The sequence below is a fragment of the Pseudoalteromonas carrageenovora IAM 12662 genome (assembly GCF_900239935.1).
In the GTDB taxonomy this organism is placed as follows: domain Bacteria; phylum Pseudomonadota; class Gammaproteobacteria; order Enterobacterales; family Alteromonadaceae; genus Pseudoalteromonas; species Pseudoalteromonas carrageenovora.
Window position 1 is genome coordinate 901,353 of sequence record NZ_LT965928.1, and the last position, 24,587, is coordinate 925,939.

Genomic DNA, 24,587 nt, shown 5'->3' on the forward strand with positions numbered 1-24,587 from the left:
CACTATGGCTCTGTTTAGCCTTCTTTATTTAAACCTTCTCACAAGCTATTCACCTTTTATACATGAACTCATATACAAAAAATGCTAGGTTACTGCAATTTTGTAACTTCAAGAGCAGGGTATGACAGACTCCACACACTCACCAAGTAATGATCCAAACAACAAAGGGTTATTTAATCGATTTTTAGCCACTGTTGAATTTTTAGGCAATATGCTGCCACATCCGATTACTTTATTTGCGATATTTGCAGTCGCAATTGTTGTATTTAGTGGTATTGCTGATTGGTATGGACTTAGCGCAATTGATCCACGACCAGAAGGTGCGTCAGGGCGCGATCCGGATGGTGTTATTGAAGTGGTTAGCTTATTGAGTGCTGAGGGGTTACAGCGGATCATGACTGGGCTTGTTACCAACTTCACTGGCTTTGCGCCGCTTGGTACTGTGCTTGTTGCATTACTCGGGGTGAGTGTTGCTGAGCATTCAGGCTTACTGTCTGCTGCTATGCGAGGCATGGTAATGGGCGCATCTAAACGTTTAGTGACATTTATGGTGGTATTTGCCGCTATTATGTCAAACACTGCAGCTGAGTTAGGGTATGTTGTACTGATCCCCCTCGCAGCTATGATATTTCATAGTTTAGGGCGTCATCCTTTAGCCGGTTTGGCTGCTGCGTTTGCGGGTGTTTCAGGTGGATATAGCGCAAACCTATTATTAGGCACCATAGATCCATTATTAGCGGGCATTACAACACCAGCTGCGCAAATGATTGATCCAACCTATGTTGTGGGCGCTGAGGCTAACTGGTACTTCATGATGATATCGGTATTTCTAATTGCGATATTAGGAACTTTTGTAACCGAAAAAATAGTAGAGCCTCGCTTAGGCAAGTATAACCCAGATGACGCGAGCATCGATTTATCGCAAAACAGCATTGATAAACTGACTAAACAAGAGAAGTCAGGTTTAAAATGGGCTGGCATTTCTTTATTGGTTGTTTCGTTATTACTTGCTTGGACTATTATTCCAGATGATGGCATTTTACGAAATCAAGATACCGGAGAGGTAGCGGGTTCACCCTTTTTAAAAGGGATTGTGGTTATTATTTTTGTGACATTCAGTATCCCTGGTTTTGTATATGGCCGTGTTGTTGGCACCATGAAAAACGATAAAGATGTAATAAATGCCATGAGTAAGAGTATGAGCTCTATGGGGCTATATATTGTACTGGTATTTTTTGCAGCGCAGTTTGTTGCCTTTTTCAAATGGACTAACTTAGGTACTATTTTAGCTATTAATGGTGCCGCATTATTACAAGCGCTCAACCTAACAGGCCCCGAAGTATTTATATTGTTTATTTTAATGTGTGCCTTGGTTAATTTGAGCTTAGGCTCATCCTCAGCACAGTGGGCTATTACCGCTCCAATATTTGTGCCTATGCTAATGTTAATTGGCTATGCACCAGAGACAATACAAGCGGCTTATCGTATAGGTGATTCAGTAACTAACTTAATAACGCCAATGATGAGTTATTTTGGTCTCATATTGGCCGTTGCAGTTAAATATAAAAAAGATATGGGAATAGGCACTTTAGTCGCAACTATGCTTCCGTACAGTATGGTGTTTTTTGTAGGCTGGGTTATTTTGTTTTATGTTTGGGTGTTTTTATTGGGAATGCCAGTAGGGCCAGAGTCACCCACATATTACACGCCTTAAATAATTAGTGTAGACGTGAAGTAATCAAAACTCAGATTAAGTACTAAAAAGCCAGCTAAGCTGGCTTTTTAATAATTACTAGCTAAACACCACGGTTTTATTACCATTAATAAATAGCTTATGCTCAGAGGCAAGCTGCAGGGCTTTACTAAATACAGTTTTCTCTACGTCTTTACCCATTTTAGCCATCATTTCGGCAGTGTTAGCGTGTGTTACGCTAGTTACGTCTTGCAAAATAATAGGCCCTTCATCTAGCTCATTATTTACAAAATGAGCCGTAGCGCCAATAATTTTTACGCCGCGCTCAAATGCTTGATGATAAGGTTTTGCGCCAATAAATGCAGGCAAAAATGAATGGTGGATATTAATGATTTTATTTTCAAAACGGCCAACAAACTCAGGGCTTAAAATACGCATGTATTTAGCTAGGCCAATAATATCTGGGTTGTAAGAGGCAATTAAATCACCTACTTTTATATCGTGCTCTGCGCGGGTTAAACCAACATGCGATACAACATGAAAAGGTACATCAAAGCCTTTAGCTAATGGTTCTAAATCAGGGTAGTTAGCTATTACAGCTAATACTTCAATATTTAATGCTTGCTCAAATTGCTTAAGCAACACAGTGCCTAAACAGTGTGCCTCTTTAGTGGCTAATAAAACGACTTTTGTTTTAGCGCCATTGTGTAGTGCAAGCTGTGCGCCTTCTGGTAATAAGGCTTGTAGCTTATCTAAAAAATCGCTTTGTGGCTCACCAGTTAGCTCTGTACGCATAAAAAAGCGTTTAGCGTCTTTATCTACAAATTCGTTATTACGTGTAATATTTAAATTGTGTTCATGACACAGGCCTGTAATTTTAGCTATTAAGCCTACATCATCGGCACATTGGGTGGTTAGTATGTAACTCATTTTCCTCATTCTACCCTGTGGTTAATGCGTCATTATTTGGGTTTTAGCGTATAAAGCAAGGGCTTTGTGCACTAATACAGTATTAATCATGTTGTTGAGTATAAAAGAGGTAATAAAGTTAATTGGGGCATAAAAAAATGCCACCTTATTTACAAGGTGGCAATTATTAATAACGTTTAGTTAGGTTTTCGGTTCGCCAGATAGATTTTCTTCTTGTCTGAGGTAACCAGCAGCTTCCTCGTCGTCTTTCGTGATAGCTTGCTGAGTAGGCATAGCTCGAGTTTGCTGGTTTAACTGATGTATTTGTGATGCGTTACCTAAATCGCGTTCACTCGTAATTGAAGCAATAGACTCGCGGTCTTTCAAAAATGCAATTACATCATTTTTAATAGCTTGTAACTGGCCTTCATCTTTATGCATTTCCATAATATGGCGGGGGTGCTCTAAGTTTTTCATACCTGTTGCTGCAAATGTTGTAGAAATAACACGAGAAACAATTATCCAAGGCGTTATGCTACTGCGCACTAATGTATTTTCAGAGCGAGTGCTGTCGTGTATACCTGTACCCGTTGAAATTTTAGATTCGGTAAATGTACCTTCGCATTTAAAGTACACAAGTAATGACTCAAATTGCATTTCAGCAAAAAATAGGTGTGCACTATTAATAAGTAATTGAGCAAATGCTTTTATAAGTATACCTATTAGTAAAAAGTGAAAACTTGTCATAAGTAGTTCACTAAATTGAATAATGTGCTGGTTATTAAATGCTTGTTCAATGGTGTTTATGTTTGCCGCATCAACATAGTGGTAAATATTAATAAGCGAGTACGCTAAAAGTACAGTAAACGTTAGCGCCACTATATATAGTAAGTTACCACTTAATAGAGCTAATAAACGAGTAAGTGAAAAGTTTTTACCTAAATCCATAGGGTGTAATTTAGGTTGAATCTCTTGGATCATTTCACCTTTAAAGCCACCTTTACCTTCTATTTGTTCTTGTAATTTAGGGTCTAATTCGCGGTAAACTCTGTTAGGCACTTCTTTATATCGGCGATTAGCCATTACTAAGTTATCAAGGTTTATAAATACTTCATCTGGGTGAACTGATTCTTGCCAATTCTCACGTAGTTCTGAAACTTCAGCAGTAGGCGTTACCGAATTTAAACGTGCCTTTATCATTACAAAAACAAGTGCACAGCTAAGAGTGGCTAATACAATAATTGCTACTAAATAAAGCCCTGCATGAAGGCTAGGTAATTGCTCAAGCCAGTTATCTATTTGCGCTTTACTAATATGCTGCTCTTGCATTAACCACGACATAGAAAGGCCAATAACAATAGGTAAAATAAACGACAAAGAAATAATTTTAGCAAGCGCGCCAGTACCTAAAGCTTCGATGTTTTTTTCTGCATTACGTGAAATAGGTTTGCCTGAAGAGCGCCAAGAAAAAAGCACATAAAACATTAATATGGCACTGTATACAGGAAAGGCTAATTCGCCAGCTTCACCAGTAAAACCTGATAAAGATACAAATGCTACAAGTGCATAAGCAATAAGAGCAACAAGCGTGCTTACCCATGAGCCAAATAAACGCTGAGCAATATTACGAATAGGATAAGGTAAAAATAAAAGCTTAGGGATTAAGCTGTGTAACAAACGTGATAAAAAGCCATTAGGCTCTTTAAACGTACTATTTTTACGACCAACCAGCATTTCTTCAAGAGAATGTGCTGTATAGGCCACTTCCTTTTTTTCTTCTTGGGCGGTCGATGTTTGCGATTTACTAAAGTTATAAGCCAAAGATGTTGGGTGATTTCTACCAACAAAATACTTGAGGGTTGCGTATATACCCGATGATAATGAGCGAATGCCAAGCGCTAATATAAGCATGCCAAATATCATTAAAATCCAACCTGCGGTTGCATCCTCTTTTACAGAGCCTGCTGCAATCACAAGTAAGCTCACACCAGCAATAGACTCAATAAGCCCTCTTAGTGCTGTAACTTTACCTTCAAGCTTGAAGGGGTTTTTTAGTCCAAGATCAATCGATCCATAATCAAAAGCCATTGAATTCTCCATTTAAACAGCACCCCACTTGCGGGGGACAAAGTGTAATTAATCTGAACTTAGGATAATAAATCTATCTCAAGTAGTTATTTTTAGCGCTGAGTGCACCAAGTTTAATCGTTATAGACTCGTTGCTGGCACGTAAGTTCTACCTACTTTTACAAAAACCTAAATAGAATTATTAATATATTAAGTCGTTATAGTTGTTGTTAGTTTTTATTATATATCAATAATCTTGTTCAGTTTGAGGTTATTTTAAAGTGATACATTTTATATTTAGACGCATGCTTTAAATATAATTGGAGGGTAAATGAAGCTAATTTATGTAGATGATAATTTGCCAGGGATCACGCGTAAACTTAAACACAAAAGTTGGCTTTACTTCGATCCAATAGGTAAGCAAATAAAAGAGCAAAATGTGATTGATCGTTTAAATGGATTGGCATTTCCGCCTGCCTATAAAAACGCTTGGTTTTGCCCAGAAGAAAACGGACATATTTTAGCGACAGGGTTTGATAGTAAAGGGCGAAAACAATACCGCTATCATCCTGAATTTAGAGCGCAACAAGAGGCTAAAAAATACCAAGCATGTGGAGTGTTTGGTAATAAACTTCCTTTGTTAAGAGCACGTTTAGAAACAGACTTACAAGGCGATGAGCTTAATATTGAACGTACTTTAGCGGCAGTTGTAAGGCTTATGGATTTAGGTGCGCTGAGGGTAGGTAATGAGCGTAACGTAAAGCAAAATAAAAGCTTTGGCGCTACAACATTACGCACACGCCATGCAAAACTCACGGGTAAAAATATCCAGCTAAAGTATCGGGCTAAATCAGGCAAGGAGCGTGAAGTAAATATAACCGATAGAGTGCTTAGCCATGTAATAAAGGACCTACAAGATTTACCCGGCCAGCATTTGTTTCAGTATATATATGAGGGTGAGCGCACTAATGTTACATCAAGTGAAATAAATCAATATATTCAGCAAATAATGGGTGAAGATTTTAGTGCAAAACATTTTAGAACTTGGCGAGCAAGCGTGATTGCATTTAAACAATTAGCTAAAGCCAAAGGAGCGCTTACTTTAAAAAGTATGCTTGATAGTGTCTGCGAGCAACTGGGTAATACTCCCGCTATAGCACGTAAATCATATGTGCATCCTGATTTAATTACGCTGTGCAAAGAAGATGAAGATACTCAAACTGCGTGGAGAGAGTCTCTTGCATTACCACGAAAAACGAAGTACTTGAGTCGTTATGAACGTGGTTTTTTAGCTTTTTTAAACGATTAATTGCCATAGCAACTTTACACACTTAAGCATATTAATTACATATTCACTAATCTAATTAATTAACGTTTTAAATATAAAGTTTTAAAAAGTCATTAAATTTCAAGTGTTTATTTTTAAAGTTTAATTTGGCATTACCGTTGCACCTCCAGTGTTCTACTTAGTGGTAAGTACAAAAGCATTTATCAACGATATTTAGCGAGGAGGTACACAGTGAAGGGGTCATTTTCAAATCAAGCGTTTGCCAAAGCAAAGCGTTTAACTTTAAAAACTGTATTGTTTATTAGCATGAGCGGCTTATGCTCAGCACCAACTCTCGCTGCAAATGAACTTGAGAGTGTGGTGCTCGCTAACTCTTCACTAACTACTTACAACTCACAAAAGTACCTACAAGCTGATGACAACTATTACTTTGATCAGTATTCAGCGCAATTAATTGAACGTACAGAGAAAGCCATTAATTGGTATCAAGAAATAGTTAACAACGGTGGTTTTACACACTTATATAGCGACGAATTGCTTGAACTAGGCAGTAATAGTAAAGAGGTGAGCTTACTTGCACAGCGTTTATACCAAGAACGTGACTTAAAAAATAATGCGTGCGACGAAACCATATGCATGTTCGATAAAGATATAGAGCAAGCCGTTAAGCAATTTCAAAGCCGCCATGGTTTAAAAGCTGATGGCCGAGTGGGTAAGCGCACTTTTGCTTCGCTTAATATACCCGCAAAGCAAAAACTCGATAAATTAAAACTTAACTTTTATAGAATAACTAACTTTGCAGGCGCAAGTGATGAGCAATATGTATATGTAAATATTCCTGAGTACAGCTTACGATTTGTAAAAGCGGGCGATGTAAAATTAAAAAATAACGTAATTGTAGGTAAACCAAGTTGGGAAACGCCTGCATTTAGCGACGAAATAGAAAAGTTTGTAGTTAACCCTGAGTGGCGTATACCTACCTCAATCGCTACAAAAGAAATTGCTCCAAAGGTCGCCGAGGATCCTGATTACCTTGTAAAAAATAATATTGAAATTAGAAAAAACAGCTACCTAGACTCACAAACGATTAATCCTAGCCATATTGATTGGGATTCTATTAAGCCATACCAATTTGATCACTTTTTAGTAAAACGTGCTGGTGAAGAAAACCCTCTAGGAGAGGTTAAGTATTTATTCCCTAACGCTGAAGCAATTTATGTTCACGATACACCTGCAAAGCAGCGCTTTAGCCAATCAAATCGTGCTTTATCGCATGGCTGTATAAGAATAGAGCAACCCTTTTCGTTAGCGCGTGAAATCATTAAGCACGAAGGAGAGGCACAAACACTTAATCATATAGACAGCGCACGTACTCAAAACAGTACTCAAACGTTTCATTTAGATGAGCCTCTTCCTATTCATTTAGTTTATTGGACTGCATGGGTTGATGAGAATAAGTTGGTTAACTTCAGAGATGACATTTATCAACGCGATAAAAAAGCATTATTAAAAAATGATGAGCAGTCGGTGATTGCCGCTTTGTTAAAAAATAAATAATGAGAGGGTTTATGCAATTTATTCATTATATTTCTATCGCCATATTCACACTTATATTTAGCAATCATGTATTTGCTGCAGCACCTACAAAAGCTGCGCATCAGGTGGTTAATATAAAAAATAAAGCTAACTTTGAAGATGCAGAATTTAGCCTAAAAATTAACGATATAGTTATGCCATACTCCGTGTTTTCGGTATTCGTAATGCCCCAAGAGCAGGTTGAGTTTGAAGTGCTATTTGCGCAATCAAGAAATGCCTACACGCTAATTAATACTCAAGGGAACTCGAAGCTTACAGACACCAACCGCTGGCAATGGCAAGCTCCCAATGAGCCTGGTTTAACGACGGTAATTATTGAGTCGCCCGATAAAAAACAGCGTATGAAAATCAACGTTTTTGTAAAAGTACCCGCAAGCAACGTTGAAGGAGGAAAGCTCAAGTATTACCACATTGGCCACTATCCTAAACCTTCACAAATTAAAGACACTTCACACTACATAGTGCCAGATGGCTTTGTGAAGGTGACGCCTAAAAACGAAAACGTAAAAATTTCACCTCACTTTTCACTAAAAGAATTTGTCAGTAAGCAGCGAAGTAAGCACCCAAAGTATTTATTTTTACAAAATAAGTTACTACTTAAACTAGAAAAAATACGTAAAGAACTCATTTTAGAAGGCATACCTGTTAGTAACATGGTGGTTATGAGCGGTTATAGAACCCCTTACTACAACAAATCAATTGGCAATGTAAAACTCAGCCGACATGTATTTGGCGATGCTGCCGATATTTTTATAGATAACGATGGTAACTACCGTATGGATGACATAAATAACGACGGTAAGCATTCAATAGGGGATGCTAAAGCGGTGGCCGATATAGTTGAGTCGTTAGCTAGACGAGAGTCATTTAAAGGTTTACTAGGTGGATTAGGTATTTATGGGCCTAAGTCGCACAGAGGCGCATTTATACATGTTGATACGCGTGGTTTTAAAGCGCGTTGGGTGAGTAAGTAATTGAATTAGTTTGACTATTATTGATAGCAAAGGGATTGTGCAAGTACTGAGTAATGGGTAATGTTGGTTTTCACTTTATTTAAAAGTATTGAACGCCTGCTAGTGGTCAATACTTTTTCTTTCAGCGATGAGGTTTATAACACGTTGCTCTTTCATCGTAGCACTACTTTCTTCTAGTAATATATCGCTAAAGCTTGGGTCATATAGCCTAGGCCTACTGAAATTACGTAAAACTGACACGACCCACGTAGAAGATGCATTGGAATAATTATCTTCTGACGCTTTAGCCTCAGCACTTTTCAAAAGTTGATAAACTTTGATTGCGCGCTCTGGGTATGTGTAATCATCAATTGTCATCCAAGCTTCACGTAGCTCTTGGAGTGAATAATTTAAATAGTCTATTTCCAAATAATTCTCCGTTAAATATAAACAGATCTCTACACGTATGCCTTTTGAAAAATAATGTGTTTTCAATTACGTTTTAAATAGTCTATTGCAGCATAAACGTTTCGTACTCTAAATCTTCAAATTGTTTAGAAAGCCAAAATAGCCCAACAACAGAGGTAATTATAGTGGCTAACGCAAAGCCATAACCATAAAACTGTGGCCCTAAGGCAATTGAAAGTAAGGTTAATACCACATTTATAACTAAAAATAATCCAGCCAAAAACAGCACGGTTGAACGTTTATCTAAATAAAATAAAATGTTTAAAATAGATAAAAATATAACTTGTACACCTACACCAACTACATCAATAAATAACAGTGTTTTATAATTTGGGTCAATACCTATAAAGGTAAGTATTTGTTCACCCCATAATAATAAGCATGCAACGGTAATACCTTGAATTTTAAATATATCATAAAGCCCAGAACGAGCAGTTTGGATCATATTATCTTTCAAATAGTAAATTTCTTCTAACGATGAGCCTTCACGAATAGCGGTATAAAAACGGTCGTACTCTTCGACAAAGTCGGTTTCCATTTTTACTAAAAACACCGCCATACCAGGAATGATTGAAAGGTAAGCCAAAAATATAGGTAAGTCGTAAATTGGGCTGGCTCTCAACGTGCCAATAATTTGAATTGATGTGCTAGGAGAGTACCAAAAAATGATCTTATCAGCCCATACGCCAATGTTATAAAATAGCCCACAAAAAAATAAGCTGTAATACACCTGTTTGTTATTTAAAAAATCAAAGCTTATAAACTTCTCACCTGGGTAGCGACGAATAATCATAAATAAGAAGCTAAAAAAGAGTAAAGCCTCTCCTGCAAAAAAGGCAAAAAACAACCCATCTATTTGCCAGTCTCGTAGTAAAAAAGCCAGTAACACCATAAAGCTGTAACCACTGAGCATAGTAACGAGTATTAGCCTGTACTCTTTCATTCCGGAGAGAAATATAGCGCCTAACCATTGATTACATAAGCTTATAAAAGCGCCTAAAATTATTATTTTAGTGACAACTGGCAAGGGTAATAATGGCCACACAGCTAGTCCTACTAATAGTGCCGCTATAGTCGTAACAAGTTGTGCGCCAAGTAAGTTAGGCAGTACCTTTGCATCTTCTTTTTGAAAAAATAAATCAGCAATAAAGCGAGTTAAGAGCAGCTGTAGTCCACCGGTTAAAATAAGCGATGCTGCCATCATGTAAGTTACAAGCGTTAAAAACTGAATGATCAGTACTTTTGGCAGTACTATTCCTAAACTTAATATACCAATAAGCATTAGCGCTACAATTGAAAGTAGCCAAGGCCCAGAGCCAATTAATCCAGCATAACCATAAGCTTCAAAAACTGAGAGTAGGGTGTTCTTTTTGAGAATTTTACGTATCTCAAAACCTATTCCGGCCATGCCATTGTATCCTTATAAAGTTTATCGTAACGGGCAAACATGTGGCTCTCGTCATAAAATTTTCGCACACGGGCTAAGCCGCTTTGTTGGTACCCTAACCACATTTGCTCATTAGTTAGCATGTTTGAAATTTGCAGTGCAGTTTCGCTTGGAGAGGCAATTGAGACTACTTCGCCGGCTTTACCAAGAGCTTTGTCTTGTTCGGTACCGCCTTCTATTATTTCACGGCATGAGCCTACATCACTGGCAAGTACCGGGACACCTGCAGCCATTGCTTCTAAAAGTACTAATGGCTGCGCTTCAGAAATAGAGGTAAGCGCTACAATTCCTAGCTTTGGTAAAATTTGAGCTATATCTTGCATACCAGTAAATTTAATGGTGCTTTGTAAGTCTAAACTGCCTACGAGTAGCTGGCACTCTTTGTAATATTGCGGGTCTTCTTCAAAGGGACCTATGATCCAGCCTTCAACATTTGGCAGGCTTGATTGGGCTTCTTTAATAGCACGTATAAAGGTTTTAATGTCTTTTATAGGCACTACGCGACCTATTAATCCTACTACGGGTGGTATTTTGTTAGGTCGCTTTGTTAGAGATTCAACAAAGCGTGAGGTTTTTATACCATTAGGTACAACAAAGGCTTTATTTGGTGTTGCGCCATCTTTTATTTGGCGCTGCCTGTTTCCCTCATAAAGGGAAATAATTTTGTCGGCTTCTTGATACGTTGTACGGCCAATTTGTTCAAAAAAGCTGATCCACATACGGCGTATAAAGCCCATCTCGGTATTTAAGTTTTTTCCTAAGCTTTGCTCAGACTCTTTAATCCAACTGGCTTGAATGAGATCTATTTTTCGCTCTTTGGTATAAATACCATGCTCCGTTAGCAAAAATGGTGTGTTACTTATTACACTGGCACCAGCACCTAAAATACCTGCATAGCCGGTAGATATAGAGTGAATGAGTTTAGCGTTAGGGAGCTCGCGTGCAATTTCGGCTATTTTAAATAACGGTTTGTATAAATTACGATACGACCAAAAAAAGTCGATAAAAGAAGATTCATCACAATATTTTAAGTAGTAATTAGCTAGTACTTGCCACGATGATTCGCTGTATAAAAAGTCAGCTTCGTTTATGCCATCTTTTTTAGCTAATGTTTCAAAAGCAAATTTTAGCAGTTCTGTAGGTATAGGCTCGTTGCAGTCTCTAAAGTAGCTTTGTAGTTGCTGCCAGAATTCAAATAGCTCTTTTTTATACTTAACACCATGTTTAGCTTTAATGTCAGTATTGTTATCTTCAACTAAATAATGGACATGTAATTTGGTTACATTTTTAGGCAGTGTATATTGAATTTCGCCATAATGCTCAGGCGCTCCACCAACAAAGATCAGTTCAAAATTATAATGAGGAAGCCCTTCAATAATTTGATGAACCCAGCTAGAAACACCCCCACGCACGTAAGGGTAAGTACCTTCTAAAAGTAGCAATATATCGGCGTTTTTATTGCTCATGCCAGTACTCCTGTAGATGACGTAGCTCGCTACCTTTAGGCTGCATAGGAAGCTCGTTTAGGTAGCGTTTACAGTCATCAAACTTGTTCATACAAAAAGCAACTTCGGCTTTATAAGGGAGAACATGACGCCTTGCCATGCCAGACTCAGTTGCTTTGAGTAAGTACTCATGGGCTATTTCGTATTTGTCTAAGGCTAAAGATATACGCCCTAAAAATATAAAAGTTGCAGGTGTTTTTACGTGCTCAACACTTTGCAATGCAAGTACTTCGGCTTTTTCTAAAACGTATTTTCGAAGAGCACCTTGGGCTAAGCCTAAATAGCTAAGTTCCCAATAAAGTTCGGCTAGTTGTTTTTGTAAATTACTTAACTTTGGCTGCTTAGTAGTAATGGCTATTTCTTGCTGATACAAACTGATTTTTTCGTTAAGTTTGGTTTCTTTACCATCAAGGGTTGAGTAGGCGAGTAGTCGAATATCATCTTCTAAATCTTTAAGTGCTAGCTTTAAAATAGGAATAGCTTGTGAGTCACTCATGTGGCGAGCGGCCATCACAGCGCTTAAGCGTTTATTAGGCTCACTGGCATGTTTTAAAATTGCTTTTAAGCCGCCAATTGAGTAGGTAGGTGTTGCAGCGATAGCTCTGGCTTCAAAGGGAAGCTCAGGTATTTTATGCTCTTGTATTTCTATATCGTCATTTTTAAGTGGTTTACAAAGGGCGTACGTAATCGCAAGTACTACACCAATAACTCCTAGTACAGGTAATGTAAATAACAGTAAAAATAGTAATAAAAACGCGCTAAAAAGTGTGGTTTTATATTTTTTAGGTATAAAAATATAACTAACAATAGTAAACAAAGCGCTCGCCATAGCGTGAAGTGATATTGCCAGCAGCCAATTAGGTTCTTTTAGAACTTCCATTAGTGCAAAGTATTGGCAAATACACCCTAAAATAGCGGCCACTATAATTATAATCATGACAGTGAAACCATTCTCTTTATGTCATCAGGGCTTACAGGTAAAGAAACTTGTTGCTCAATAACAATATCAAGCTCAGCTAATGTATTACCCGTACGCTCTTTACACCAGGTGTTCATACGGGCAATAAAGCCAGCTTTTTCAAGCTCATCAGCAAGGGGCATTAATAGCAATAACACTTGGTTTTCATTGTCGTATAAGTAAATGTCTAAACCACGGCGAGCTTCATTTAAATACCCCATAAGTTGGGTCGATTTATCTGAAATACTCATGGCTTTTATCTTGAGCAGCTGTGATGGAATGTTGTAGCGTTTGGCTTCTTTGTTTGCACGTTTAACTTGGCTAATAAAGTAAGGTGACTCTTCTTTATTCATAACTGGGTTTGTTATTTCATGGCGAAGTAGGTCGCCAATGTGCCCAGCCATTACGGCAAGAAGTGTAAGTGTAGTGTTTTTGAGCGCAAAAAATTGTATTTTTTCGACCAATATAGCGCCATAAATAGTGTTGTTTACATCTATTAAAGGAATAGCAATATGATACTTGCTTAGGCCCGATGATGCTTTTTCATCTTTTACAGATACAAGTTCTTTTTCTTCAAACATGGCAATTACAAGTGGATCATTCGCCTCTGGTGTCCCCATTTGGCCAATGCTTGCAAGGGAAGGCTCTAAAATAGTATCGTTTTCTACTTTGTATAAAGCCGCTTTTTCAAGCATGCCGTATTCTACAAACAAATCGATAATTTTTTGCGCAGCACTGTCCAATCGTCTTTCTTTTAAGTGGCCTATAGAGGTTCTTACTGCTTGCAAAGATTCGCGCAAGCTCAGAGTATGACCTGCTAACATTTGCTCTATTTTATCGTGCGATGAGCTAATTAAATGATATTGGCGAGTAAAGGTTTCTAGTCTGTCAGTAACGTATTCAAGCTCAATACTTTGCTTTTGGTTAGTACGCTCCCATACATCTCTAAATTCGCCGGCAATCATAATAACAATAATATAGCCAATCATAGCGTTAATATTAAACCCACTTTGGGTAGATAAAATAGTTACTTTTAGTAATAACAATTGCCCTATAAGCAAGCATAAAATGCTAATAAAACCTTTTGAAAAACCATAGCGCAAAGCAACTAATAATGGGCCAAGTACTGGCCACGAAAAGCCTCCCTCAGTCCAAAAAGGATCTTCGGCGTTAAATAATATAGGCAGCCCTAAAGCAAGCGCGGTAAATATTATTACCTCAGCCCATATTTGTAGCTCAGGAACCTCTCTGGGTCTAAGGAAATGTGTTTTCACTCACTAACCTCTATGTACGAAATTAAATCGGCAATCACATCTTGTGCTGTTGCGGCAATACTATCTCGACCCCAGCCACTTTTAGCTATAGTGCCAGTCCATACAGGGGTGGTTTGTCCATTAACGCTAAGCGATAGAGTGAGTGCTACAACCGGTTCGCCATCAAGGCCTGCTTTATAACGCCACTCTTCAATACTGCCAGATAAAACATAATCGGCTTGTTGAGTGCTTAACCATTGCATTGCATTATCTAAACGGTATTGATCATCAAGAGGTGGGAGTTCTTTGGTATTAACGCGCGGGGCGCGAATTAATGCCGGTAATTTATTTTGTTGCCAAATGCTTGCTAAGATATCTTCAGCACGCTCACCAGCCAGTGGGGTTTGTGCATGATTTACAAGCGGTAATAAAGCCACAGTAGCACTTGGATTTAGCTCTACATCATCAGCCACTCTGCTGGTGGTACATGCTGATAATAGTAATACCAAACACGGTATAATTAAACGAAACATACTCTCTCCTAACATTTAAAAATGTACGTAATAACCTAATTGTAATTGTGTATCTGAGTTACCCACTTTATTACTACTTTGATAACCCAGCTGTAATTTAAATAAATCGTCGCCCAGTACAGACCAACCTGCGCCACTTGAAACTGATACATCAACCGTATCGTTAAGTGTTTGATAACCCGTACTTATATCGAATAACCATGATGGGCTTGCACCTAAATAAGGTGGTTCTAATGAGCCCGTTGATGCAAATGAAGTACCTAGCGCAAAGCGTCTAAAGGGTTGCAGATCAATTCTAAGTGGTCTTTGTTCTGTATTTATTAATGCGTTAACGCGTTCAAAGTCTTGCCATTGGGCGCTAAAATACGCATTCCAAATTGGACGATCTTTTAAAATACTGTACTGGTAACGAGCGTTATACTCTTGGCCGTTAATTAATGAATTGCCATTATCTCTTTGAGAAAATGACATAGCTGCTGCAGACAACTGCACGTTTTGTCTATTATCAATATTGTAGTTAACGTAGGCCGTTGCTTTATCTAATTGGGCATAGCTAAGTAGCGCTTCGGACTGGCGATTCTCTGCGTTATATTCAAGCTTTAAACCGACTTGTGTACGCGCATTCCACTGATAACGTGAATCTAAACTTAGGCCTTGGCGGCTTGCAAAACTTCCCTGGTGGGAGTCAATTTTGGCATCAAAGTACCAACGGCCTCGCGTTATTTTGTCTTCAATAGCAAACAGCAATCCGTTGTTATTTAAGTTTTGCTGATCGCTAATACTAAGCTTCCATTGACCGTTAGCGTACGGAAAGTAAACATTTACATCGTATTGGCTGCTATTTAATCCGGCTTCTGGGGAGAGGTTAACTTCAAGCGCTCTAAAGTACGATGTACGAGCATTTCTAAGTAAGCTTAATTGTGATTCGTTAGGCTCATCGGTTAGCTCTTCGTACCATCGCTGCATAGTGGCATAAGGCTGTTTTAAATAAAGCAGTGCATTAAGTTCATCAAGTTTACTTAGTGAGCCTTCAGCCATAAGCTGTTTAACTTTATTAAATTCACCATTGGTCATATAAAGTTGAAGCTTTTGCCAAGGCTCTAATTTTGTTGCGGCGCGCCTTGCAAGCCACCAATTTGTTTGCGGCTCGCCTATGGTGTCTGGGGCTAATTCATCCATTGTATTGAGCTGCATTAAATGAGGCATCGCCATAGCGCCTGCCCAGCGAAACATTAAGCCTCTGTACGCGTATTTATCTTTTGGTAAATGCTGCAATAAATAATGATTTAACTCAGCTGCGTTTGCGTAATAGCCCAATTGCCTCATTACGTCAGCTAAGTTAACTAAGGTTGTTAAGTCGCTAGGGTCGCTTATGGCTAATTTACGTAGGTAAAAATACGCGCTGTTATATGATTTTTGATGTATTGATAAGCTAGCTAAAAGCTGTGTCCATTCGTAACTCGGATCATTTTGAGAATAGTTAGCTAAAATACGCTCTATCATCACGGTATCGTGCATTTGTAGTGCGAGCCAACCTTGCGCTAACACAACATCTGGATTGTATTCACTCAATTTAGCCGCACGATTTAATGTAGTGTACGCATAATTTAAGTCACTTTGATTTTGATACCAATTAGAAAGCAGCAACCATGCAGGGTAGAGCGCTTTGTTATAGCGCTGTTTATCAAGTTCTGCATGAATACGCGCAATCGCTTTTGCATCGTTAACTTGCGTACTAAGCAGTGCTATTTGGATGAGTTGTCGGTCTGTTTTACTTTCGTTGCTCCATAAATATTCAAGTAGTTCTTGTGGTTTACCTGCAAAGCGTAATTGTTGGTAATGAAGCATATCACCGACACTTAAAGGGCTAATCTTTTTCAGTTGCTCAAGCGCATATAATTCCTGGGCTTTATCTTGTACTCGCATAGCCATGTCTACTTGGGCACTCCAAAATTCATCATCTGAACTTTGTTGCTTGTTTTTGAGCACTTGCAATGCAGTGTTAAAGTCGTCTTCTAGCCAAAATGCACGGGCAATCCACAGTAAATCTTCCTCATTTTTAGGGCCCGTATACGTTGGCCATAAAGATCTTAAACCTTTTAAGTTTCCTGTATCGTGCAGTACTTTTGCTTTCCAGTACTGAGAAAGTGCACTTTTGCCATTTATTTGCTCAAACCGCTCTATATGGTTTAGTTCTTGTTTTGGATTACCAATATACTCATTGGTTTGCATCCACTTTGCAAAACCATTGCCTCTAAGCTTTCTATTTTGTGCTTTATATTCGTAAATTTCGTTCGCATCTTGATACAAGTACAGCGCGTTAGCATCGTTAATACTATCGGTGAGCATAGCTGCAGTTACAGCTCGGTTAGCCATTAACCATTTAAATTCTTTTAGCGCTTCTTTTGGCTTATTTTGCCAGCGCTTAATTTTCCAATTAAGCAAATGAAGCTCTTTATCATTTGGGTTTTTTAATAATAGCTTTGCTAATAACTGCTCTGCACCTTTTGCATCACCACTTGCTAAACGCAGTTGCATAGCTTGTGTTAAATACTGTGTGTTATTAGGTTGTGCTTTAAGTAATACTTCAATAGCTTTAGCGGCATCTTCAGTGTTACCAGCTAAGTTAGCTAAATAAAGAGTGCGTTTAATGTTGTTTGCATCGCCATAGGTTTTCCACCAGGTGTAAGCTAGTTCTGGGCTATCTGCTCCTAAGGCGGTTTCAATAGCTTTTGTGGCTATATCAGAATTTATATAGTGTTTATAAATGGCCAACGCCTTTATTGGCATGCCAGCACTTAGCCAATAATCGGCTGCAATAAGAGGCTGGTTGTTTTGCGCGTAGTATTTTGCCACTTTTTCGTTTAAGCCAATTGCTTTAGCTATTTTGAGTACTTTTTCATTCCAGTTATTAAACGCAGTAATTTTAAGCGAAAGCTCTTCTAACCTGTCATCTTCTTTAGCGCCGCTATCTACCCACAATGCATAAAGGAGTCTTATTTCAAGCTCTGTTTTTCTTCCACTTTTAGGAAGTTTATCTAGCTCGTTAGTTGCCTGTGAATATTCACTTAGCCCAATATGTAGCTCTATTTTTTTTGCACGCAGCTTTTCGTTATTTGGGTCGGTATTAAGTGCCGCATTTAAGTATGACTTCTCAAAGGTGTAATCTTGCGAAAGTGCATCATCTTCAAAAAATAAAGTGTGCGGAAACAAAGCATAAAGTGCAAAACAACTAACGGCTAAAATAGCTAAAATTGTTTTAACAGAAACTAAATGAGGGCGTTTTTTATTATTCATTAAAAGGCACCTCTTTTGCAGTTTAAGTAACCGTAAAATTGACCTTCTGGCAGCTTAAACTGTGTTATTTTACCGCGTGAAGTCCCTTTAAAGCGTTTACCCATATGGGAGATAAATTCACAAGAACGTGCATTAATTAGATCTAACGTAGCGGGTACCCATGCCTTAAATTTTACAGGCCCATTAACTTGCCATGTATCAATAGCAACGTTTGCCGATGCTAAATACGGACTGTTATTGGTTTGTGTATGGTCAAAGCTTAACTGTGCTATATCGTCAGTTATGTGGATGTAATCGCCTTTTTGTGTAACACCTGAAATCCCCGTACTTTGGGTAACATTAGGCACATCAAAGTCACTTGGAATACGTAAAGTACGAATGCTTTTTGAGCTAAATAGCCACTCGTCATCACTGTTTTTTGCAAGTGCTGAAAAATAAAAGTCTTTTGCTATTTTTGCATAATCACTTAAATGCACGGGTGTATTTGGCCTCGCTAATACGTAGTCTATGTTGTGCTTTAGTGCTTCAAGCCCAGCAGGCACTTCTGCAGAATAAAAGTGAAAATAGATAGTGTATGGCTTTAATCTGTATGGTTTTTCTGTAATTTCGAATGTTTCTGTTAGGCGCCTAAATCCATAATAAGGGCCGTGCCATAAGTTGGTGTAAACGTTTTCGTTAAGGATTGGCGCGTAAATTTGATAAAGTAAATCACGCTCAGGCCTGCCAATTGGCGATACGTGTGTAAGGCTAGGATTATCTGCATTTACATCGGTATTACCGCCATTAACATTGAGTACGCCAGCATCGCGAGCAAGTTCGAGTGCTTTAGGGCCTGGCGTTGCATCTCCTGACCAAAGCATCATGACTGTTTTTTTGTTTTTAGGTGATAGCTTCTCATTAATATATTTTATTGAATCAGTAATTTCTTTTTTAAGGCTAATGCTATTGTAACCTGGTACATCTAAGTGAAAACCATAATCGGTATCATCTACATCTATTTTTTTACGCCCAGAAAGAGCGGTCCAAAAATACGGATGGCTATAAGTATGTGAAGCGATCTCTACGTAGGGCAGGGCAAAAATATCACGCGCTATGGCTTCAAGTTTAGGGCTCATTTTTGAGTGCAAACCGCCTTGTTCAATATCAGCTTGTATTACAGATGAAGTAAGTGGCAGTTTGTAGTGTTCAATTATTTCATCACGAATCACTTCTGCTGAATAAGGTTTACCTGCAAAGTGCGCAACACTTGTAAAACCATCACCATCTATATGAATAGTTAGCATACGTCGGCCGCTAAGGGTCGTGGTATCAGGAACTAAAATAGGCGGTAGCCCCATGGCTTTTGTAAGTAACGTTCGAGGGTCAATAACCCATTTACTGCCTTCCATTGGGAGTGCGTCTATTAACCACGGCGCGACAACTACAGCGCCATATTTTGTTTTTGCGGCTTGGACAACGGCTAAATTGTCTGCCGAATTAATTGTGATTAATGGCGTTGCATTTTTTGAGAGCTTTAAAAAATAAGGTTTAGTAATCGCCGGAGCAGTTGTTGCTTCCCCTTTTAGCCAAGGTTCAAAGTGAGCTAACTCATAGGGCGCCTTTGGTGAGGTATTTAACGACTCTACACCTAATTTTAATAACAGCTTTGATGCATTAGGTAACTCGCCTAAAATAAGCTGTGGTACTACACCTAAATTAGATTCAAGCCAATTTGTAAGTGTTGGAGTATAAAAGGCATCGCTGACTGTCCACGAAATAATACCTGCATGTAGGCTTGGATCCACCAATGGCAGCGGGCGCTTTGCCATATCAACGTAATCAGGAATATAGCCTAAGTACTCAATCATGGTGGCTAGTTTTAAATGAACTAGTGTGTATATAAGAGGTTTAACCTTACTGTTATAAGGAATTAAAATTCGCCTAGGTACCGGTTTTATGCTCGATGTGCCCCATGTTTGTAGGTGCCCATCGGTAACCCATGGAGTAAAACCTGCCTGTTTTATTTTAATTGCCATTGCAAGGCGGTTATTTGGCTTTGCATAATCGATAACTTGTACATTAAAACCTAAGGTTTGCGCTTTGTTAAGCTGTGCAATTAGCCATGTTTGATCATCCTTTGTGGTTAACTTATAGCTATTATCGCTTGGGTTATAATGGCTATATAGACCTTCAGCTACTAAATCGCTGGCGAAGCCCGCCAATTTAGGCAATACCTCAAATCCGCGATTAAGAATAAGGTGTTTATTAAATGTATTCGATAAGTTTTTTATGATGTCTACTAAGCCCGCTTGTTGCTCTGGCTTACTATGTTTAGCATCTAAAAGTTGGTAGCTATCTAAGGTGTCTAAAAACAAACCAGTAAAACCTCGGGCTTTTAATAAAGCCGCGCTGTTTTGCATATGTTGTTGCCAATGCTCTGAGGTTAAATCAGCAATGTGGCTATTCCAGTTGGGGTTTAATGAGAGTGATGATTCACTTTTATTAAATGATTCACCCACACTTAAATAGGCATAAACAGCTATGTTACGTTTTTTAAACCATACAAGCTCATGCTCAGTTACTAACTCAGGTTGCACTACAACTCTAGAGTAAAAAGTCATTTCGGCCAGTGGCATCGGGGATGAATAGTAAAATGCGATACTATTGTTTGCAGGTTTTGCAAATACATGGACTGATACTAAAAGCACAAGATATAAAAAATACTTCATTAGTAATTCGTTTTTAATAAATTATAACTGTGACTCAAAGTAATGCGTTCCGTTTTAATGCTAGCTATTTGGTATTAGTAAGATAGGATTATTATATGTTAATAAATTATCAATATCTACTGGTGCGTTAACACTTGCACCTATTTCTTATACTAACATGCGCTCCAGATTAACTCATCAAGATTAAAGGGAACTAAGAGGCTTTTATTTGGTGTAAATTAAATAGTTTCAACAAAAATTGCCTATAATTTAACACCTCTAAAAAAGTGATTGTTTATTAAGCATAACATTTATTTTGGCTAGAGGTTTATTAGCTAAACCCCAAGCTGCTTTATTGAGACTAAGGTCTTAATTTTTTATATGTCATTAAGGCATTCTTACGGCTACAATATAAGCCAACAGATCGTGCTAAATGTATGTTCAATCCTATCTTGTTTGTTTTTATTAAGTTTACTCAAGCATTAATAAAACAATGTAAACAATCGTAATTTAACTATTTGCAAATTAGCGTAACAGTAAAAATGTATTTTATTGTTTATGACTATTGTTGCTGCGTTCGGAGAAATAATGAGTAATTTAAGCTTAAAAAACAAATTGTTGTTATTAGCTATTTTGCCACTAACACTACTTTTGATTAGTTTAATGCTGAGCTCTTATTATTTAGAGAATAAAAATCAGCGACAAAATTTTGATGCATTTAAAACCAAGCTTATAAGCGATAAGCAAACTCTTTTACGCACTGAGATAGAAATTGCCAGTAAGGTTGTTCGTTATCAATTAGCGAATGGCTCACAAGAAGATGCAAAAAAAGCCCTAAGAGACTTAACCTTTGGGCAAGGTGGTTACTTTTTTATTTACGATACTAACGGTGTGAGCGTGTTCCATGCTTTGTTAGGTGATGCAATTGAAGGTCAAAACAAGATAGGCATGACCGACCCAAACGGTAAAAAAATTATTGTTGGGTTACTTGAGCAAGCGCGTAAAGGGGGCGGTGCATTTAACTATCATTTTCAAAAACCCGGTACGGCGGGGTTAATTGAAAAAATGGGCTATGCAGCCATGATCCCAGGAACAAACTGGATGATTGGTACAGGCGAGTACATGGATGACATTGATGCTGAGCTAGCTAAATATCGTAATACCATGACACAGCACATGAATGATAAAGTGACGACGCTATTACTAATTGCGCTATTTTGGCTAGTGTTAACAATTGCATGTGCATTAATCGCTGCAAATACCATGGTTAAACCTATACAGCGTATGGTGCAAAGCCTTGATGATATTGCCAAAGGTGAGGGCGATTTAACCAAACGTTTAGACATTGATACTAATGATGAAATTGGTCAACTTGGCGAAGCATTTAATATGTTTGTAAGTAAGCTTCACGGTATAATTGCTAATGTTGTTGATGTAACACATGATGTAAAAACCGCTTCTGGGGATATAAATACACAAACGCAACTAATTGAAAGTAAGCTACTCAATCATAACCATGAGACGGATCTTGTTGCAACTGCTATAACCGAAATGTCAGCAACATCTCATGAAGTAGCACAAAATACGACACAAGTAGCTGAGTCTACCCAAGCGGCAACTCAAGAAGTAGCTAAAGCGCAGGAGTGTGTTGATATTTCACTTAGTGAAGTAAGCCATTTAATGGGTGAGATAAATGTAGCAGCCGAACAGGTTGACTCACTAAGCGATCAATCTAAAAAAATTAATAGTGTATTAAGCGTTATTGGCGGTATTGCAGAGCAAACAAACTTACTTGCATTAAATGCCGCAATTGAAGCTGCACGTGCAGGTGAGCAAGGACGAGGTTTTGCGGTAGTTGCAGATGAGGTAAGAAGCCTTGCGAGTCGTACTCAAGTAAGCACCCTTGAAATTAGTGAAATGCTTAGCGAGCTGCACAACTTAGTATCGGCTGCAGTAGAGGCAATGCAAGCAAGTCAACAAAGCTGTAATCGCTCTGTAGAGTCATCTCGTGCTATTTCCGAAAGCTTAGGTGCGGTTACCAGCTCAGTAAGAAGCATAAACGATATGAGTACACAAATTGCCACCGCAGCAATGGAGCAAAGTAGTGTTACAGAGGAGATAAACCGTAACGTATTTGCTATTCAGGAAATAGTAAACGAGCTTACTATATCAAGTAAAACAACCTCATCAGTTGGGCTTCACTTAGCTGGACGGGGTGAAAATTTAGGCCAGTTGGTTGGTCAGTTTAAAATTTAAATAATGTAAACGTTTTAGCTAAAGCCGCTTATTGCGGCTTTATTTTTGTGGCTTAGTTTTAGCTACTTAGTTTTTATAAAAATTATTGAATTTTTTGTATGCGCTAAGGTCTATCTGCATGCAAATATATCTACATAGTGAAATAGTCATGCCTAATATGCCATCAATTAAACGTTGTACTCGAGATCAGCTTTCACCAGAACAAGATTTAGGGCGTTTAGTGTCTTTTTTACGTTCAAGACTTGCAACTCATGTTGATGCAAAACTACTCCCTATGGATTTAACCTCAGCGCAGTATATTGTCGTGGTATTACTTGCAAGAGAGTCTGTAAATACACTGGCCGGGCTTTGTGAATATATGGTTTATGATCGTGGTGCTATGAGCCGGTTGTTAAACCGCCTTGAAGAAAAAGGCCTGGTTAATAAAACACAATGTGAATTTGATAAGCGTTCAACTATTTTATGTTTGAGCGACAAGGGTAAAGCGCTTTGCCCTGAAATTATGCCCTTAGTTAACGAAGTGTATACACAAGCATTAAATGGTTTTTCTGAGCCTGAAAAAAATCAAATAATTGATTTATTATTTAAAGCCATAAACAACCTAGACACACTGCCAAATGCGCCTCAAAAATAGATTATCAATAAAATAGCGATACTGTTTCAACAAAAAGTTAGCCTGCTAATTACCTGATCTGATTGTGTAGAAATCTCAATCTTGATAATATAGTTGCCTAGGCAATTAAAGTTATCATCTTGTTAGGTTTGTTATGATTGAAAATAATTTGTTAGCACAATTACAGCAGAAATTTCCTGAGCATTCATTTGTGCAACATCACTTAAGTGTTGTTCATAAGGGGCGTTTTGCTAATGCGATTGTATATAGATATAAAGATGACAAATTTGATTTAATAGTAAAAGACTTTAGTCAAAGCCCGTGGTTAATTCGTAAAACATTTGCTCGATTATCTGTTAATCAAGAATATAAAGGTTTAAGCAGATTGGCGCAGTTAGATGCAGTGGTTAATCGTTATAGTCGTTTATCGCCAATAGCAGTGGCATATGACTACATAAAAGGTACACCGCTTAGAAGCCTAATACATGAAGGTAAAACACTGCCAGTTAACTTTTTTAAAGACCTTGAACACCAAGTTGCAAAAATGCACCGCCAAGGCATTGTGCATTTAGATTTGCGAAATATGGGAAACATTTTGTGCGGCAGTGATGGCAAGCCTTACATCATTGATTTTCAGTCAACAATGAGTTTTTCGCGCTTTCCGCGCTGGCTACAACGCTTTATGCGTGGCTCTGATATGTCGGGTGTGTATAAAGCATGGAATAAACTCAGTGATGAGCCATTACCAGATGCCAAGCAAAATTACTTAACGCGTTTTAATCATGTGCGTAAACGCTGGATATTCAAAGGCTACCCAATTCAGCGGGGTTATGCTTGGGGTGCAGCACTCATTACTCAATTTGTAGATTCTGATTTAGTACGCAATATTACCGACAGACTTTAAGTTAAAGCACAAACTGTAATTTAAAAACAGCGATTTCATTGTGTGATTTTGCCCATGTTAGCTCGCTAATATGGGCTTTTTTTGCTTAAACCAATCTATTTAGCTTACTCAGTTTAAAAAATATAAGTGTAAAAATAATCCCTTTGACTGTTTTTCTAAT

Annotated in this window: 17 protein-coding genes; 7 read left to right on the forward strand and 10 right to left on the reverse strand. The window is 38.1% G+C overall.

Annotated features, from left to right (window positions below; all coding sequences use genetic code 11):
* Window positions 1–121 precede the first annotated feature (121 nt).
* The gene (locus ALFOR1_RS04170) at window positions 122–1,714 is read left to right on the forward strand and encodes an AbgT family transporter (RefSeq protein ID WP_104642159.1); all 1,593 of its coding nucleotides are present in this window, start codon (window positions 122–124) and stop codon (window positions 1,712–1,714) included.
* A gap of 78 nt (window positions 1,715–1,792) precedes the next feature.
* Here ALFOR1_RS04170 and purU read toward each other — a convergent pair whose 3' ends face one another.
* Window positions 1,793–2,623 (reverse strand): formyltetrahydrofolate deformylase, encoded by an 831-nt coding sequence (purU, locus tag ALFOR1_RS04175; RefSeq protein ID WP_058547227.1) that lies wholly within the window; start codon window positions 2,621–2,623, stop codon window positions 1,793–1,795.
* A gap of 180 nt (window positions 2,624–2,803) precedes the next feature.
* Complete coding sequence (locus tag ALFOR1_RS04180) at window positions 2,804–4,690, reverse strand: hypothetical protein (protein WP_104642160.1); 1,887 nt, start codon at window positions 4,688–4,690, stop codon at window positions 2,804–2,806.
* Window positions 4,691–5,000: 310 nt separating this feature from the next.
* On the opposite strand from ALFOR1_RS04180, the gene ALFOR1_RS04185 reads away from it, so the two are divergent.
* The 3 genes from ALFOR1_RS04185 to ALFOR1_RS04195 all read left to right on the forward strand — a co-directional run bounded on the left by ALFOR1_RS04185 (window position 5,001) and on the right by ALFOR1_RS04195 (window position 8,527).
* On the forward strand, window positions 5,001–5,978 hold the full coding sequence (locus ALFOR1_RS04185) for a DNA topoisomerase IB (protein WP_104642161.1): 978 nt from the start codon (window positions 5,001–5,003) through the stop codon (window positions 5,976–5,978).
* Between the two features lie 210 nt (window positions 5,979–6,188).
* Window positions 6,189–7,514: a L,D-transpeptidase family protein gene (locus ALFOR1_RS04190; protein ID WP_104642162.1), complete on the forward strand. Its 1,326-nt coding sequence runs from the start codon at window positions 6,189–6,191 to the stop codon at window positions 7,512–7,514.
* Window positions 7,515–7,525: 11 nt separating this feature from the next.
* On the forward strand, window positions 7,526–8,527 hold the full coding sequence (locus tag ALFOR1_RS04195) for a D-Ala-D-Ala carboxypeptidase family metallohydrolase (protein ID WP_104643620.1): 1,002 nt from the start codon (window positions 7,526–7,528) through the stop codon (window positions 8,525–8,527).
* A 99-nt stretch (window positions 8,528–8,626) separates the two neighbouring features.
* Here the strand turns inward: ALFOR1_RS04195 and ALFOR1_RS04200 are convergent, their stop codons facing one another.
* From ALFOR1_RS04200 to ALFOR1_RS04235, 8 genes are all read right to left on the reverse strand, one after another.
* Window positions 8,627–8,935 (reverse strand): hypothetical protein, encoded by a 309-nt coding sequence (locus tag ALFOR1_RS04200; protein WP_104642163.1) that lies wholly within the window; start codon window positions 8,933–8,935, stop codon window positions 8,627–8,629.
* Window positions 8,936–9,017: 82 nt separating this feature from the next.
* The gene (pelG, locus tag ALFOR1_RS04205) at window positions 9,018–10,382 is read right to left on the reverse strand and encodes an exopolysaccharide Pel transporter PelG (RefSeq protein ID WP_058547232.1); all 1,365 of its coding nucleotides are present in this window, start codon (window positions 10,380–10,382) and stop codon (window positions 9,018–9,020) included.
* Window positions 10,370–11,887 (reverse strand): GT4 family glycosyltransferase PelF, encoded by a 1,518-nt coding sequence (gene pelF / locus ALFOR1_RS04210; RefSeq protein WP_104642164.1) that lies wholly within the window; start codon window positions 11,885–11,887, stop codon window positions 10,370–10,372. The genes pelG and pelF overlap by 13 nt, the downstream gene beginning before the upstream one ends.
* Window positions 11,877–12,863 carry a HEAT repeat domain-containing protein gene (locus ALFOR1_RS04215; protein WP_104642165.1) on the reverse strand — a complete coding sequence of 329 codons (987 nt, stop codon included), beginning with the start codon at window positions 12,861–12,863 and terminating at the stop codon, window positions 11,877–11,879. Before ALFOR1_RS04215 ends, pelF begins: the two co-directional genes overlap by 11 nt.
* A complete protein-coding gene (locus tag ALFOR1_RS04220; protein ID WP_104642166.1) occupies window positions 12,860–14,158 on the reverse strand; it encodes a PelD GGDEF domain-containing protein in 1,299 nt (432 codons plus the stop codon). The genes ALFOR1_RS04215 and ALFOR1_RS04220 overlap by 4 nt, the downstream gene beginning before the upstream one ends.
* A complete protein-coding gene (locus ALFOR1_RS04225) occupies window positions 14,155–14,670 on the reverse strand; it encodes a hypothetical protein (protein ID WP_058547236.1) in 516 nt (171 codons plus the stop codon). Before ALFOR1_RS04225 ends, ALFOR1_RS04220 begins: the two co-directional genes overlap by 4 nt.
* A 15-nt stretch (window positions 14,671–14,685) precedes the next feature.
* On the reverse strand, window positions 14,686–17,967 hold the full coding sequence (locus tag ALFOR1_RS04230; RefSeq protein ID WP_104642167.1) for a tetratricopeptide repeat protein: 3,282 nt from the start codon (window positions 17,965–17,967) through the stop codon (window positions 14,686–14,688).
* Window positions 17,967–20,675 carry an endo alpha-1,4 polygalactosaminidase gene (locus tag ALFOR1_RS04235; protein ID WP_104642168.1) on the reverse strand — a complete coding sequence of 903 codons (2,709 nt, stop codon included), beginning with the start codon at window positions 20,673–20,675 and terminating at the stop codon, window positions 17,967–17,969. Before ALFOR1_RS04235 ends, ALFOR1_RS04230 begins: the two co-directional genes overlap by 1 nt.
* Window positions 20,676–21,242: 567 nt before the next feature.
* Between ALFOR1_RS04235 and ALFOR1_RS04240 the strand changes: the two genes are divergently transcribed.
* The 3 genes from ALFOR1_RS04240 (at window position 21,243) to ALFOR1_RS04250 (ending at window position 24,427) form a co-directional block, all read left to right on the forward strand.
* Window positions 21,243–22,910 (forward strand): methyl-accepting chemotaxis protein, encoded by a 1,668-nt coding sequence (locus ALFOR1_RS04240; protein WP_104642169.1) that lies wholly within the window; start codon window positions 21,243–21,245, stop codon window positions 22,908–22,910.
* A 118-nt stretch (window positions 22,911–23,028) separates the two neighbouring features.
* Window positions 23,029–23,544 carry a MarR family winged helix-turn-helix transcriptional regulator gene (locus tag ALFOR1_RS04245; protein WP_227006915.1) on the forward strand — a complete coding sequence of 172 codons (516 nt, stop codon included), beginning with the start codon at window positions 23,029–23,031 and terminating at the stop codon, window positions 23,542–23,544.
* A 133-nt stretch (window positions 23,545–23,677) separates the two neighbouring features.
* Window positions 23,678–24,427, forward strand: a complete 750-nt coding sequence (locus tag ALFOR1_RS04250; RefSeq protein ID WP_104642170.1) for an RIO1 family regulatory kinase/ATPase domain-containing protein — start codon at window positions 23,678–23,680, stop codon at window positions 24,425–24,427.
* Window positions 24,428–24,587 lie beyond the last annotated feature (160 nt).